Consider the following 14,363-nt stretch of genomic DNA (forward strand, 5'->3'; position numbering starts at 1 on the left):
TGACGGGCTCGCCGCCACCCCGTCGGCTCGGCGTGCGAGCGGACCTTGCCGGTTTCCGGTCCAGGCGGAGGCCGACCCGGACATCGGCGCACCGGACCCACCCCGACGGGGCACACCACGGCAGCTCGGCCTCGACACTTCACCACACCGTCTCGTCGGCCCGCTCACCACCGAGGGCAGAGCCTGCGCCAGGGTGCGGGCCGGGTCCCGCGGACCGGGCTCTTCGGTGGATGCCGGTGTCGACCGCCGCGCTCGATCCGGATCAGCACTGGCCCGGACATCGGCGTCCGGGACCTGCGTCATGGTCAGTGGGGCTCGCGGATGACGGCGACGCCTCCCGGTGGGACGCTGACGGTGCCGGAGACCGGCCTGCCGGTGAGGAGTTCGACGCCTTCGGCGGGTGCTTCCGCGCCCTTCCCGGTGTGGTCGACGAGGAACAGGTAGTCGGCCACCGGGCCGCGGCGTCTGACGACCTCGATCCCGGCGGGCGCCTCGTGTTCCGGTGTGACGTCGGCGTCCTGGCGGATGCGGTGGAGCAGGGCGGCGAGTGTGTCCTGGTCGGGGTGGGTGGCCACATACCAGGCGATGCCGTCGCCGTGCCGGTGGCGGGTGACGGCGGGATGGCCCGACAGGGGGCCGTCGGCGTAGAGGGCGACGGCCTGCGCGCCCGTGAGCTGAATGCGTTCGGACCAAAGATCGGCGGTGGCGCCGACAGGGACGTCGCCGGTCAGGCCGGTCGTCTCTCCCGGCAGCAGGGGGAAGAGCTCGTCGGTGATCACTCCGAGCACCTCGCGGAACGCGCCGGGGTAGCCCCCCAGGTACACGTGGGCGTTCTCGTCGACCATGCCGCTGTGGAAGCCGACGGCCAGGGTGCCTCCGTTCTCGGCGAACCGTGTGAGGTTCGCCGCGGCCGCCTCGCTCACCAGGTACAGCGACGGTGCCAGAACGAGTTTGTAGCGGTCGAGTCGGGGGTCGTCGGGGCGTACGAAGTCGACGGAGACTCCGGCCCGCCACAGGGGGGTGTACCAGTCCCTTACCAGGTCCTGGTAGCGCAGCTCGCCGCTGGGCTGGGAGGGCAGTTCCAGTGCCCACCGCGCGTCCCAGTCCCACACGATCGCCACCTGCGCCACGACCGTGGAGTCCCGTACCTCGGCCAACGCCCGCAGATCCGAGCCGAGTTGGACGACGTCCCGCCAGATCTGGCTGTCCGTTCCGGCGTGCGGGAGCATCGCCGAGTGCCACTGCTCGGCGCCGGCCTTCGCCGCCCGCCACTGGAAGAACGCGATGCCGTCGGCGCCATGGGCCACGTGGGCCAGAGCGTTGCGCCGCATCTCTCCAAGCCGCTTGGCCCGGTTGACCGGTTGCCAGTTGACGGCACCGGGCGAGTGCTCCATGAGGAACCACGGTCCACCCGCGAGTGACCGCATGAGGTCGCCGTTGAGCGCGATGTCGATCTCGGCTTCCGGGTCGTCGGACATCAGGTAGTGGTCGTTGGAGAGGATGTCCAACTCCGGTGCCCAACGCCAGTAGTCGAGGGCGTCGATGGTGCGCAGGACCAGGAAGTTGGTGGTCGCGGGTGTGTCCGGAGCGGCCCGGCGCAGTACCTCGCGTTCGGCCGTGCACAGGGAGAGGAGTTCGTCGGAGCAGAATCGACGCCAGTCGAGTCGGTGGGTGGGGTTCGGGGGAGCCGTGGTGGCGCGGGGCGGCAGGATCTGGTCCCACGAGGAGTACCACTGGCTCCAGAAGGTGGTGCCCCAGGCGCGGTTGAGGGCGTCCAGATCGTCGTCGTAGCGGGCTCGCAGCCAGGTGCGGAAGGCTGCGGCGCTGGTGTCGCAGTAGCAGGCGTCGTTGTGGCAGCCGTACTCGTTGTGGACGTGCCACATGGCGACGGCCGGGTGGGTGGCGTACCGCTCGGCGAGGGCTTCGGCGATCCGCAGTGCCGTTCGGCGGTAGGCGGGGCTCGACGGGCAGAACGTCTGGCGACTGCCGTACGACAGTCGGCGCCCGTCCTGGTCGACCGGCAGTGCCTCCGGGTGGGCCTCGAAGAACCAGGCCGGCGGGGCGGCTGTGGGGGTGGCCAGATCTGCGTCGATGCCGTTCTCGTGGAGGAGGTCGAGGATCCGGTCCATACGGGAGAAGTCGTACACACCCTCGGACGGCTCGAGGAGCGCCCAGGAGAAGATGCCGACGCTGACCATGTTCACCCCGGCCTCGCGCATCAGGCGCATGTCCTCGGCCCATACCTCCTCGGGCCACTGCTCGGGGTTGTAGTCACCCCCGTAGGCGATACCGGGGATGCGAAGGCGGCGTTGAGTACTCACTGGTGGTGCTCCGAGATAGCAGAGACAGGTGGCTTGATGGGGGGTCAGCCCTTGTTGGCGCCGAGGGTCAGTCCGCTGACGAACTGCCGCTGGAGCGCGAAGTACACGATCAGGGTGGGGATCGCGGTGAGCAGGGCGCCTGCGGCGACCAGGTTGGGGTCGGTGAAGTACTGGCCGGAGAGGTTGTTCAGGGCCGAGGTGATCGGCATGTTCTCACCGGTGGAGATCAGCACGATCGCCCAGAAGAAGTCGTTGTAGATCCAGATGGACAGCAGGGTGGCGAGGGCGGCCATGGCCGGTTTGCACAGCGGGAGCACGATCTGCCAGTACAGGCGCCATACGGAGGCGCCGTCGACGAGGGCGGCCTCGGTGAGCTCGTGGGGCAGGGAGCGCATGTAGTTGCTGAGCACGAAGGCGCAGAAGCCGGACTGGAAGGCGACGTGGATGAGGACCAGGCCGAGTGCGGAGTCGTACAGCTTGCCGCTCATGGTGATGCCGGGCAGGTCCACGAGCAGGTAGAGCCGGTACAGGGGGGTGATGATGACCTGCTGCGGCAGGAGGTTGCCCGCGGTGAAGACCAGGAGCAGGAAGAGGTTGACCCGGAAGTCGAAGCGGCTGACGTAGAACGCCACGCAGGACGACAGGAACAGGGTCAGCAGCACCGCGGGGACCGCGATGAGCAGCGTGTTCCCGAAGTAGTGCGTCATGTCGGACTGGGTGAAGGCGTTGGTGAAGTTGTCCAGGCTCAGTTTGTCGGGCCAGGAGACGTAGCCCTTCTCGCTGGTCTCGGAGTACGGCCGCAGCGCCGCGAACAGTGCCCACAGCAGCGGCGCGAGCCAGGCCAGGGACGTGACGATGAGGAAGGTGTGCAGCAGGATCCGGGCGGGGCGCACGGGGGTGCGCTGCTTCAGGGGCAGGGCGGGGGTGCTCATGCGCTCCGCTCCTTGCGGAAGGTGGAGATCAGATACGGGATGATCACGGCGAGGGAGATGACCAGCAGGACGACGGCGATGGCTGAGCCGTATCCGATGCGGCTGGACTCGCCGATGATGTTGTTGGTGACCAGGATCGAGAGCAGTTCGGTGCCCTGGGCGCCCTTGTTGAAGACGAAGACGAGGTCGAAGGCGCGCAGTGCCTCGATGATCGTGACGACCAGGACGACGGTGTTGGTGGGGCGCAGGGTGGGGAAGACGACGTTCTTGAACGTCTGCCACTCGTTGGCGCCGTCCAGGGAGGAGGCCTCGCGCAGGGAGGGGTCGACGCCCTTGAGGCCGGCCAGGTAGAGGATCATCATGTAGCCGGTGTGGCGCCAGCAGGCGGCGACGAGGATGGCCCACAGGTTGAGGTGCGGGTCGCCGATCCAGTCGATGTAGTGGCCGGGTTTGTTGGCGCCGATGATGCTGTTGATCAGGCCGGTGTCGGGGTTGTAGACGAGCTGCCAGACGAATCCGGTGACCGCGAGGGAGACCACGACCGGGAGGAAGTAGGCGGTCTGGTAGACGCGGCTGAAGCGGATGTTCTTGTCGAGCTGGACCGCGAGGAAGAGCCCGAGCGGGGTCGGGATCAGGATCAGCACGACGAACCAGATGACGTTGTGCTGGACGGCGGGCCAGAACTGCGGGTTGTTGGTGAACAGCTCCTTGAAGTTGTCCAGCCCCACCCACTTGATGGAGTCGAAGCCGATGCCGTCCCAGGTGGTGAAGGCCAGGGCGATGGAGGCGAGGGCGGTGACCCAGACGAGGGTCACGTGCAGGATCGTCGGCACCCCGGCCATGAGGCCGAGGGTGAGCCGGTCGCGGCGGGTCAGCAGACGGCGGTGGCCCTGCGGAACCCGCTTCTTGGGGGATGCGTTGCCCGGAGGCGGCACCGTGGCCGCCTCGCGGGTCTTCGTGACGTCGATGGTCATGATGCTGGCAGGACTCCCGACTACGAGGACGCGAAGATCGTCTTCTTCTGCCGCTCGATCGAGGTGAGCAGGCTGTCGATCCCCTTCGGGTCGCGGACGAACTTCTGCAGCGCGGGCTGCATGACCGTGGAGGTGAAGTCGGGGCGGCTGTCGCGGTCCATGAACTGCGTCAGGCTCTTCGCGCCCGAGATCATCTCGAAGGCCTTCTTCTGCAGGGCGGTGTACGAGGAGGTGTCGGCCTTGGAGGAGGCGGCCACCAAGCTCGGATCGGCCTTGAGGTAGATCTGCTCGGCCTCCGGGGTGCCCAGGAACTCCAGCAGCTTCACCGCGCCGTCGTGGTTCTTCGGATTCTTGCTGACCATGAAGCCGTCGGTGGGGGCCTCGACGGTGTCCTGGCCGAACTCCGAGTTGATCTCCGGGAAGGCGAAGAAGTCGAGGTCGTCCAGGTCCGCCTTGTCGGTGAACTGCTGGGCGACGAAGGTACCGAGGAGGTACATGCCGGCCTTCTTCGACACCAGCGTCTGGGCGGCGTCCTGCCAGGTACGGCCCAGCGAGCCCTCCTGGTGGTACGGCAGCAGCTCGGCCCACTGGTCGAAGACGTCCCTGACCTTCGCGTCGGTCCAGGAGGCCCTGCCCGCCATCAGCTCGACGTGGAAGTCGTAGCCGTTGAGCCGGAAGTTGATCTGGTCGAAGGTGCCCATCGCCGGCCAGGCGTCCTTGTCGCCGAACGCGATCGGGACGAGGCCGTCCTTCTTCATTCGCTTGCAGAGCACCACCAACTGGTCCCAGGTGGCTGGAACTTCGTAGCCGTGCTGCTGGAAGACGCTCTTGCGGTAGAAGACCGCCCAGGGGTACGTCGTGATCGGCACGAGGTAGTACTTGCCGTCCGCGCCCTTGCTGAGCTTCTTCATCGCGTCGGGGAAGTTGCCGCCGATCTTCGCCCACACGTCGTCGATCGGCGAGGCGAGCCCCTTGGCCGCGAAGAACTGCATGCGGTAGCCGGCGAACCAGTTGAACACGTCGTCCGGGGTGCCCTGGAGGTAGGTGTTGATCTGCTCCTGGAACGTGTTGTGGTCCTTGGTGTTCACGTCGACCGCGATCCCGGACTGCTTCTTGAAGGCCGCGTAGACGTCGGCGAACGCCTTCTTCGGCACCGCGTCCGACGCGTTGGAGCCGAGGCTGACCGTCTTCGGGTCGGAGGAGCTGCCGCTGCCGCCTCCACAGGCGGACAGCAGCGGTATGGCGGCGCCGAGCAGAGCGGCCCCACCGAGACCGCGCAGCACGGCGCGGCGGCTGGAACCAGGCAGGGGCTGACCGTGGGATGAAAGGTGCATTTCGGCTCCTGGGAGGCTGTCATGGCCCCGGTATGGCGCTTTGGCGTAAGGGGAGGGCATGACGGGAAGCGGTCGGCGATGCGACCAGAAACGAACGTGATCGGACAGATCCGATAGATCGACGCGTCGAAGAGTGAATCTTCTGGGGACTCGCTGTCAAGGCCCTCCGGCGAACACATCGGGCTGATCGTCTCTTGCGCTGTTGATGAGCTGGGAGTGGAAGAAATGCTGCGTCCGCCCTTGACGTGCGGCCGTCCGGCTGACTAGATATGACCGCGCGGTCAGTGACCGCGCGGTCATACAGCTGACCTCGCCCGAAGCGAGTACCGTAGGCGGAGGCGGCGGGCGGCAGGCATACGGCCGACAGGAGTTCTCATGACACCAGTGGCAGGGCGCGGCGCGGGTTCTCCGGCACCGCGCAGCGCGGACGTGGCCCTCGCGGCAGGCGTTTCACGCAAGACGGTGTCGCGTGTCCTCAACGGCGAGCCGTATGTGTCCGACGAGGTCCGGCAACGCGTCCTCGGTGCCGCCGAGAAACTCGGATACCGGCTGAACCATGCGGCCAGGGCACTGGCCTCCGGGCGGAACCGATCCATCGGTGTCGTCGCCCTGGGGACGGCCGGGTACGGCACCGCCATGCTCCTGGTGGGCATCGAGACGGCCGTGCGCGACGCCGGGTACGCGTTGCGCGTGGTCAATACGCCGGACGGGGCCCCCGAAGGCATCGCCGGCGCGGTGATGTCGTTGCTGGAACAGGGAGTTGACGGGATCGTCGTCTCCGAGCCCGTCGTGGAGGGAGAGGTCTCCGTCCGCATCGACGTACCGGTGCTGTTCCTGGGCGCACCGGCGTCCTTCCCCTCGGCGAGGACCTTGACGGTGGGCGTCGGCGCCCATGCGCTGGCACGGGCGGCCACTGATCATCTGCTGGATCTGGGGCACCCGACCGTCCACCATCTCGCCGGTCCCCGCCGCTGGTACGCGTCCACGGACCGTATCGACGGCTGGCGGGCGGCGTTGGCGGCAAGAGGGGCGCCGGAACCGCCCGTGATCCAGGGGGACTGGTCACCCGAATCCGGCTACGCGGCGGGCCGTGCGCTGGCCGCGGACAGCTCGGTGACGGCGGTGTTCGCGGCGGGCGACGAGATGGCCATCGGTCTGATCCACGCCCTGCGGGAGGCCGGCCGACGGGTGCCCGAGGACATCAGCGTCATCGGTTTCGACGGCAACCCCGTCTTCGCCTATGTCAGTCCACCCCTGACCACCGTGCGTCAGCCTTTCGACGCCGCGGCGCGGGAAGGAATTCGGCTGCTGGTGCACACCATCGAAGAGCCGGACACCGAGCCGCCCGCCGCGAGCGAGCCACCGGTCGATCTCGTCGTCCGAGGCTCGACCGCACCTCCGCCGTCCCACCAGGGTTAGGCGGCACCTCGCACCACCCGAATGGTCTGCCTCCGGCCGCCGCAGGCGCAAGCCGCCCGCCGGAGCGTCGATCTGCGCAGCCCGACGACCGTCTCACCTTGACGACTGTCCGACGCCCTCGTCGCGTCGGCGTGAGGCGGAGCAGCTGCCCGGCACGGCCATGCCGACCGGCGTCACCCCTCGTCTCGGCCGTTCCTGTCCGGCAACGTCGAGGACCAGCTCTGGAAGATCGTCCGCATCAACTGAGCGGCGGCGCCGTACGCGGAGAGCGGGCGTGTACTGACGCCCGCTCTCCGAGCTGTCCATGTTCCGGACGTCCATGATGAACCCGCCACCGTGGACGTACGGCAGGCCGTGGCGTCGGGCGGGCGCCCCCGGGCCCGGGGACGGTGACATCGCGGGTACGGATCGCGATGTCCGGCTCGTAGGACGGCAGTCCGTCGCGGACGGCAGCCTGCGTTCCGGGCTGCCGGAGCGCGCCGCCGCGGTCGACCACTGCGGCGGCGCGCCCCGAATCGACGCAGCAGGGCACGGCCGGCTGCGCTAGAGGCTGAAGACGAGTTCGGCCTGGTCGCGCTTGGTGGTGTGCAGATCCCAGTAGACGGGGGAGATCTCCTCGGGCTGGGCCGTCGGGAAACCGGGAACGGCCGGGGTGCCGATCGAGACGTCGATGCCGACGTGGGCGGCCTGGATCCCGGTGCCGTCCAGTTCCTTGTGCAGGTTGATCACCCAGTTGCGGAGCGCCGCGGCGGCGGCGTTGACGTTGCCGACCTGCGGTACCGGGTCGATGGAGCCCGCGCCGGTGGTGTAGAGCAGGGTGCCCGAACCGGCCTCCCGCATCGCGGGCAGTACCGCCTGGGTGGCGGTGATGGCGCCGTAGAGCTGGAACTCGATCTCATGCTGGACATGGGCCGGTTCGGTCTGGGTGGGAGTGGTCATCACGGTGCTGAGCCCGCCGACGGGGGAGTACTCCAGGACGTCGATGCCGCCGAACTTCACGGCGGCGTCCTGGAGCGCCTTGCCGAGGGCGTCATGGTCGAGGACGTCGGCGGGGAAGGCGGTGGCGTCGATGCCCTCCGCGGCGAGTTTGCCCACGAGGGTGTCGAGCTTCTGGCGACTGCGGGAGATCAGGGCGACATCGAAGCCCTGGGAGCCGAAGGTACGAGCGATGGCCAGGCCGAGCTGGGGGCCGGCTCCGATGATGGCGATGCTGGTCACGGTGATCCTTTTTGTAGGGTCGAGGAGGTGGACTATATGGAAAGGCCTATCCGATTCATGATCCGGATAGGGCTATCCGCTTCGATGGGACAACCGTACCACCGAAACTGGATAGGGCAATCCGATTGCTAGACTGGCTGCCATGACCCCTGGTGACCAGCGTCCCGACGCCTCTGCCGCTCAACCCTTGCGCAGTGACGCCGAGCGCAACCGGGAACGGATCATCGCGGCCGCGCGGACGGTCTTCGCACGGGACGGCCTCAACGCCTCCATGGCTTCCGTGGCCCGCGAGGCAGGGGTGGGGATCGCCACCATGTTCCGGCGCTTCCCCGCCAAGGCGGAGTTGGTCGACGCCGTCTTCATCGACCGCATGACCGCCTACGCCGACGCGGTCACCACCGCCCTCGAAGCCCCCGACCCCTGGCACGGCTTCGTCGGCTACGTCGAGACCGTCTGCGCGATGCAGGCCGCCGACTACGGCTTCGCCGACGTGCTGACCACCACGTTCCCCGCCGCCAAGGCCCTGGAGCACCGTCGCAACGAAGCGTACGAAGGCATGCTCGAGCTCATCGGCCGCGCCAAGGCGACCGGCCGCCTGCGTGAGGACTTCGACCCTTCGGACCTGGTGCTGGTACACATGGCCAACGCCGGCGTCGTCAGCGCCACCGGTAGCGCCGCACCCGACGCATGGCGACGCGTCGTCGCCCTGCTGATCCAGTCCTTCCAGGCCCCGGCCCGCGGCCCGCTGCCCGCCTCACCCGAGCACGAGGCCCTCTACCGGGCCATGCTGCGTCCCGGTCCGTCGGGCGTCGCGGCGCCGGAGTCGGACGGCTGACGGCGTCGTCCCCGAACGCGGCTCGCTTCTCCTGACAGGGAGCGTCGGGCGCCACCGCTCCCGCGCTCCCAGTGGAGGCTGTCCACCGCGCCGGTATCGATAGGCCTGGCCTATACGGGGCATCGATTTTTGGTCGTGGACCCCTGACGTACCGCCCGGTTCACTGTGGCGCAAGCTGGCGCACACCGATCGGGCTCGGTGGCGCGCGATCAGGGCCGGCACGCTGGTCGCCCTGCTGACCGGTCTGGTCGCGGTCAACGTCTTCCGCCTCGGCGACGGTGTGCATGCCGACCCGGCGACCCTCAAGACGTCCGGCGACGCCACCCAATACCTGTCTCAGGGAGAGCACCAGCACTGGTGGGAGTTCCTGACGGGGATCGTGCCGAACAGGCATCGCGATCAAGATGGTCGGACACACCGGCGAGCCGATCGTCGCAGCCGTCGGACGCCTGACCGAAGTCGTCAACGCCCAGCAGTACGGCATGGTCCTGTGGGACGACGTCTTCAAGCGCGTCGCCGCCGACTACCCCGACGTGGAGACCGAGAGCGTCCTGGTGGACGCGATGTCCGCGAAGTTCGTCCTGCACCCCGAGGACCTCTCGGTCGTCGTGGCCTCCGATCTCAACGCCGACATCCTCTCCGACCTCGGCAGCGCCCTCGCCGGCAGCCTGGGCCTGGCCGCCAGCGCCAACCTCAACCCCGAACGCCGCTTCCCCAGCATGTTCGAGCCCGTGCACGGCTCCGCCTCCGACATCGCGGGGCAGGGACTGGCCAACCCCATCGGTGCGGTCGGCAGTGCCGCGCTGATGCTGGAGCACTTCGGCCTGCCGGAGCAGGCCGCCCGCCTGAACAAGGCGATCGAGGCCACGACCGCGGCGGGTGTCCTCACTCGCGACGTCGGCGGCACATCCACGACGGAGGACGTGACCAAGGCCCTGATCGACGCCCTCGAGGCCTGAGCGGCCCCGATCGATCGTCCGGAGCGCCCCACCGCCATACGGTCCGACCGGCCGAGGCCGGCACCGTCAGCGATGACGACTACGAGTACACCGACTCGACCATTCCCAGCATCCTCGATCCTGGCAGTATGACCCTCAGCCTCGGGGATCTACGGGAACTTTGGACGGACCATGGATGACATACGTTTCTGGGCTCTCATCGCATCGTTCGACTGGGAACGGGCCGGCGATGACCAGGCGGTCCTCGCTCCTGCCTCGCGAGTGCTTCAGGGACTGCCACCTCAGGAGATAGTCGCGTTCGAGGACCTGCTCGCTGCCAAGCTCCACGCGCTGGATACACGAGAGCACGCTCGTTGGTGCTACAGGGGGGAGGTGGATCCGGACAACGGAGACGAATACATCTCAGCTGACGACTTCCTGTACGCGCGTTGTGTCGTCGTGGCGAATGGCAAGGAGTTCTACGAGGGGGTACTCGCGGATCCCTCGCGTTTCCCGAGCGGGATGGAATTCGAGTCTCTGCTGTACCTCGCCGGCGATGCGTATGAGGCCCAGACCGGCATGCCGCATGACCAGCTCACCAGCGTGTCCTGGGAGAGCTTCAGCAATATCGACGGATGGCGGCCCGCTCAGAGCACCACGGGGGGACGCTACACCGGGCCTGAGATGCCGCCATTGAACCGCCGGCCTGCATAAAGCCGCTGTAGCCAGGCGGCGGGGTCTGGGCTGCTGAGTGAGACGCTGGCGCTGTGACAGAACGGAAAACTTTCCAGACGCACCTACGGCAGGCGGCCACCGGCATCCTGGAGCGCGTCCCCGGGCAATTGAAGCGTGAGATATACGTCCTGGCCTTCAACGTCTGGCGCATCGGCGCCGACAACCGCCACCCGTACGTGGACATCGGCTACAACACGGAGAGCCGGTACGAGGACGGGATGCGCCGGAATTCCGACCCTTGGGAGGTGCGCTGGAACTACGCCTTCTGGATCCTCGAGGGCTTTGACAAACTCGGCAACGTTCCTGAGGACCCGGTCGGCGGCCCGCTCTACGAGCAGGAGGCCAGGAATCTCGGCATCTGGTACGACGGCGAGTTCGATCTCGCTCGCATGCGGGAGGACGATGAGCTTCGCGCCAAGTCCGGCCTCCTCGAACTCCACTTCCACGACGCGGTCGTTGACCTCGCCCGCTACCTCCAAGCGAGCGGTGCCATCGAGAGAATCTTCGGCCGGCCCCTGCCCGTGGTCGTGTTCGACATGGACTGCCCAGGCTGGGAGGAGGAGGCCACCAAGGCCGCCAACCCGGCCGAGCTGATCGAGGACTTCTTGGCATGAATCCGGGGGCGGCGCCGAGGACGGGAAGTGGGCGGCGTCCGGTGGGGATCTCGCACACGTGCACGCCGCACAGTAACGAGCTGGACGAGGTCGACAGTGATGAGGTGATGGTGGCCTTGATGCTGCGGATCGACACGGACGGGACGTTGTGCGACGCGATGCGTGCCGCTGCGTGGACCACGGGCGGCCCGGACAGCATCGTCGGGATGGAGGAAGGAGCGGAAGTAGAGCCTGAGTGGGACAAGAGTCCGCGACGCGTTCCCCGCACCCGCGTTCGCATGCCCGGCGGTGGGGATGTCGGTGGCGGTGGTTACGGTGCGGGTTGGACAAGGATGCCGTCATGGAAGGGAAGGTGTGATCCCATGGATCCCGTCGACGTCGAGCACGAGTGCGTCATCGATATCGTGTTCACCGGTCCCGAGCGGCCCGGCTTCGGTGATGTCTTCCTTCTCTGTGGAGAGGAGAACCCGAACTTCCCGCCCACGGACCACCGTTGGGGATCGCTGGATCGCTTGCGATTCGAACAGGTCGACGACTACTTCGCTGTCCTTGATGAAGCCACGGAAGAGCCCGTCATCTGGCTGTATCCCCTGGCGCGGGGATCTGTGGTGCACCACCATCTAGGACCGTTCGAAGGCCTGCGACTGCACTATGACCCCGAAGTGGACAGCTCGGGCCTGGTCGCCCACTTCGTCGACGTCGTCGAATGCCTTGCAACCCTTTTGCCCGCGCAAGCACTGTGGGGACAGCACCGTGAACCCATTGGGCCGCCCATCGCCACCGATGCCCTTGCGGCACGCGTCCAGCGGTTCGTTGATACCGGGGTATAGCGGCATCAGGCCAGGCCCCGTGTGGAGAGCCAGTGGTCGCCCCAACCGCAGGCTCATCGGTTTCTCATGCGTTCCTCCCAGTGAGCCAGTTCTTCGCGTGTGGCCAGGATCCGGGGATGGTCTGGGCCGAGTATCTGTATCTGCTGGTTCAGCAGGTAGGTGAGGGACGTGATCGCCCCGGCGGCGTCCCCCGCCCGGCCGCGCCAATGCGCGTGGCTGTGGTGCGTGTCAAACACCTTCAGCCAATTGGAGCGTGCCGTCAGGTTTTCCGGTCCGCTCCCGTACGGCCCGGTGCCGGTCTCCTGCGGATGCCGGAGGCCGCCGTGCCGGCCGAGCACACGGATCAGATCGGTGAGGAGTGCCTCGTACGCCATCGCCGCTCCGTACGGGTCCCCCGACTCGCCTTGCCAGCGCGCGAGTTCAGCCCGCGTATCGAGGACCTCCGTGGAGTCCGGGAACGAGTGCTGGTGCAGCAAGGACAGATGTTCGGTGTATGCGGCTACGGCACCGGCCGCGTCACCCGCGGCACCCCGCCAGCGTCCCAGGGCGGCCCGGGTGTCCAGAGTGCGCTTGTGGTGGGGGCCGAAGAAGCGGCACTGCTGGTCGAGGACCGCTTCGTACGCTGTGACGGCCCCGGCCGCGTCGCCGGACTCGCCCCGCCAGTGGGCCTGCCGGAGGCGGGCGTATTCGAGGCCCGGGGAGTACGGCCCCTGATGGTGGAGTGCGTCATCCGCCAGCCGCTCGAAATGGGCGACGGCTGCCTGCGCCTGGCCGGCCCTCCCCAGCACCTCACCGACCTGGTAGAGCAGCTCGTGGTCGGACGGGCTCGGGCCGGTGCCCGAGAGGCCTGACCACGGCTCGGGTCTGGGATACGGCATGCCCGACCAGAGAGCCGGTTCGGCGTGTCCGCGGAGCACGTCCACGGCGTCGACGAGCACCGGAACGAAACCGGGGTCCACGGGGGTGGTCATCTTCGGGTGTCCGTGGAACGGGTCGACGGTGAGTGCAGGGGTGGAACCGGTCTCCCCATGGGCGTCGGCGGCCAGCACCAGGGCTGACGCGACTCTCGACGCGAGTTCCCGTATCCGGTCGGCGGACAGCGCCTCACGCGTCGCGCGCTGCAGTACGGGGTGCACGCGCACCGCGCGATACGAGGCGCCCGGTGCGTGGTCGATGATCCCCAGGCCGTTCAGCAAGCGGAGCGCGCCCTGCACCTCGCCCGCCTGGAGTGTCTGCCCGGACCCCGCAGCGGCGCGGCGCTCTTGGAGGTACTTCACGGCAGCGGAGGTGGTGAAGACGGATTCGGGCATCCCTGCGGCAGGGAGAAGAGAGGCCAGTTCCAGCAGGGGGCGGGCCAGATCACCCGAAGGCATGCCATCGGCCCGCTCCAGGGACGACCGCCAGGCCTCGGGCACGGCGACGCTCTGGCCGTCGGGCAACGCGCCGGGCCCGGGCACGAGTTCGGCAAGCGGCTGCCCACGGCGAGGCCGCCCCCCACCCCACTTGCTGGGCCCACTGAGCAAGTCGTACTCGTCCAGCAGGCGGACATAGGCCGCCACGCCGAATTCCGCGCCGGCCAGATAGGCGGCGGCCTGCGACAGGGCCAGCGGGAGATGCCCCAACGTCTCGGCGAGGGCGGCGAGTTCATCGGGCGCAGCCTGCGCACGCCCGTACTCGGCCAGCGCCTCGGAGAGGTAGGTCGTCGCCTCGTGGGGCGTGAATCCTGCCACGGGGACGACCAGGCGGTTCGGTCCGGGCTGGGCGACGTCCGGGCGCCGTGTGGTGACCAGGACCCGGCCGCCCGGATGATCGGGCGGCCACAGGCCCCGTAGATCCTGGGGGTCGCCCACATCGTCGAGGACGATCAGCCAGCGGCGTCCTGCACCCTCGGCGTCGGGACGCAGCCAGGCGAGGAACGCCTGTGCCGCCTGTTCGGCCGCGGCCATGCCCCAGCGGGCGGCCGCGTCCGCTCCGGTGATCTCGGCCATGGCCTGGGCGTACCCTGCCACGACTGTCTCGCGGTCGGTCGCTGTGACCCACAGGAGCAGGTCGACCTGCTCATCCCGCCATGCCTCGCGCGCGATCCGGGCGGCCTGCTGGGTCTTGCCCACGCCCGCGGTGCCGACGAGTACCGTGCAGCGCACCACAGGCCGCGCGCCCACGACGTCCGCCGGCTCCGCGAGATCTGTGGCCTCATCGAGGGCGCCGCGCGG

General features: G+C 68.3%; 13 protein-coding genes. 6 read left to right on the top strand and 7 right to left on the bottom strand.

From position 1 onward, the window contains the following. Positions 1-305 precede the first annotated feature (305 nt). The 4 genes from OG852_RS44920 to OG852_RS44935 are packed head-to-tail and all read right to left on the bottom strand — an operon-like array spanning position 306 to position 5,561. Positions 306-2,321: a beta-galactosidase gene (locus tag OG852_RS44920; protein WP_330350922.1), complete on the bottom strand. Its 2,016-nt coding sequence runs from the start codon at positions 2,319-2,321 to the stop codon at positions 306-308. A 44-nt stretch (positions 2,322-2,365) separates the two neighbouring features. Then, positions 2,366-3,253 (bottom strand): carbohydrate ABC transporter permease, encoded by an 888-nt coding sequence (locus OG852_RS44925; RefSeq protein WP_330349543.1) that lies wholly within the window; start codon positions 3,251-3,253, stop codon positions 2,366-2,368. Beyond that, positions 3,250-4,227: a carbohydrate ABC transporter permease gene (locus OG852_RS44930; protein WP_330350923.1), complete on the bottom strand. Its 978-nt coding sequence runs from the start codon at positions 4,225-4,227 to the stop codon at positions 3,250-3,252. Before OG852_RS44930 ends, OG852_RS44925 begins: the two co-directional genes overlap by 4 nt. Positions 4,228-4,247: 20 nt before the next feature. Then, complete coding sequence (locus tag OG852_RS44935) at positions 4,248-5,561, bottom strand: ABC transporter substrate-binding protein (RefSeq protein ID WP_330350924.1); 1,314 nt, start codon at positions 5,559-5,561, stop codon at positions 4,248-4,250. A 375-nt stretch (positions 5,562-5,936) separates the two neighbouring features. On the opposite strand from OG852_RS44935, the gene OG852_RS44940 reads away from it, so the two are divergent. Continuing rightward, positions 5,937-6,980, top strand: a complete 1,044-nt coding sequence (locus OG852_RS44940; protein WP_330350925.1) for a LacI family DNA-binding transcriptional regulator — start codon at positions 5,937-5,939, stop codon at positions 6,978-6,980. Positions 6,981-7,523: 543 nt separating this feature from the next. Here OG852_RS44940 and OG852_RS44945 read toward each other — a convergent pair. Beyond that, on the bottom strand, positions 7,524-8,198 hold the full coding sequence (locus OG852_RS44945; protein WP_330350926.1) for an SDR family NAD(P)-dependent oxidoreductase: 675 nt from the start codon (positions 8,196-8,198) through the stop codon (positions 7,524-7,526). A 142-nt stretch (positions 8,199-8,340) separates the two neighbouring features. On the opposite strand from OG852_RS44945, the gene OG852_RS44950 reads away from it, so the two are divergent. Then, a complete protein-coding gene (locus OG852_RS44950; RefSeq protein WP_330350927.1) occupies positions 8,341-9,033 on the top strand; it encodes a TetR/AcrR family transcriptional regulator in 693 nt (230 codons plus the stop codon). Positions 9,034-9,193: 160 nt separating this feature from the next. On the opposite strand, the gene OG852_RS44955 is transcribed toward OG852_RS44950, so the two are convergent. Next, on the bottom strand, positions 9,194-9,388 hold the full coding sequence (locus tag OG852_RS44955) for a hypothetical protein (RefSeq protein ID WP_330350928.1): 195 nt from the start codon (positions 9,386-9,388) through the stop codon (positions 9,194-9,196). A gap of 49 nt (positions 9,389-9,437) precedes the next feature. Between OG852_RS44955 and OG852_RS44960 the strand changes: the two genes are divergently transcribed. From OG852_RS44960 to OG852_RS44975, 4 genes are all read left to right on the top strand, one after another. Beyond that, entirely contained in the window at positions 9,438-9,992 is a 555-nt protein-coding gene (locus OG852_RS44960) for an isocitrate/isopropylmalate family dehydrogenase (protein WP_330350929.1), read from the top strand. Between the two features lie 171 nt (positions 9,993-10,163). Then, positions 10,164-10,685, top strand: coding sequence for a DUF4240 domain-containing protein (locus OG852_RS44965; protein WP_133918276.1), 522 nt, complete (start codon positions 10,164-10,166; stop codon positions 10,683-10,685). A gap of 53 nt (positions 10,686-10,738) precedes the next feature. After that, complete coding sequence (locus OG852_RS44970) at positions 10,739-11,320, top strand: hypothetical protein (protein ID WP_330350930.1); 582 nt, start codon at positions 10,739-10,741, stop codon at positions 11,318-11,320. Positions 11,321-11,682: 362 nt separating this feature from the next. Then, positions 11,683-12,150 (top strand): hypothetical protein, encoded by a 468-nt coding sequence (locus OG852_RS44975; protein WP_330350931.1) that lies wholly within the window; start codon positions 11,683-11,685, stop codon positions 12,148-12,150. Between the two features lie 53 nt (positions 12,151-12,203). Here the strand turns inward: OG852_RS44975 and OG852_RS44980 are convergent, their stop codons facing one another. Continuing rightward, a complete protein-coding gene (locus tag OG852_RS44980) occupies positions 12,204-14,312 on the bottom strand; it encodes an NB-ARC domain-containing protein (RefSeq protein WP_330350932.1) in 2,109 nt (702 codons plus the stop codon). Between the last annotated feature and the right edge of the window lie 51 nt (positions 14,313-14,363).

It is taken from the genome of Streptomyces sp. NBC_00582, assembly GCF_036345155.1.
GTDB lineage: Bacteria > Actinomycetota > Actinomycetes > Streptomycetales > Streptomycetaceae > Streptomyces.

Excerpts from the sequence above, each read along its gene's own strand:
- OG852_RS44965 (WP_133918276.1), top strand. The coding sequence starts at position 10,164 with ATGGATGACATACGTTTCTGGGCTCTCATCGCATCGTTCGACTGGGAA.
- OG852_RS44975 (WP_330350931.1), top strand. The coding sequence starts at position 11,683 with ATGGATCCCGTCGACGTCGAGCACGAGTGCGTCATCGATATCGTGTTC.
- OG852_RS44925 (WP_330349543.1), bottom strand. The coding sequence starts at position 3,253 with ATGAGCACCCCCGCCCTGCCCCTGAAGCAGCGCACCCCCGTGCGCCCC.
- OG852_RS44940 (WP_330350925.1), top strand. The coding sequence starts at position 5,937 with ATGACACCAGTGGCAGGGCGCGGCGCGGGTTCTCCGGCACCGCGCAGC.
- OG852_RS44935 (WP_330350924.1), bottom strand. The coding sequence starts at position 5,561 with ATGCACCTTTCATCCCACGGTCAGCCCCTGCCTGGTTCCAGCCGCCGC.
- OG852_RS44950 (WP_330350927.1), top strand. The coding sequence starts at position 8,341 with ATGACCCCTGGTGACCAGCGTCCCGACGCCTCTGCCGCTCAACCCTTG.
- OG852_RS44960 (WP_330350929.1), top strand. The coding sequence starts at position 9,438 with ATGGTCGGACACACCGGCGAGCCGATCGTCGCAGCCGTCGGACGCCTG.
- OG852_RS44930 (WP_330350923.1), bottom strand. The coding sequence starts at position 4,227 with ATGACCATCGACGTCACGAAGACCCGCGAGGCGGCCACGGTGCCGCCT.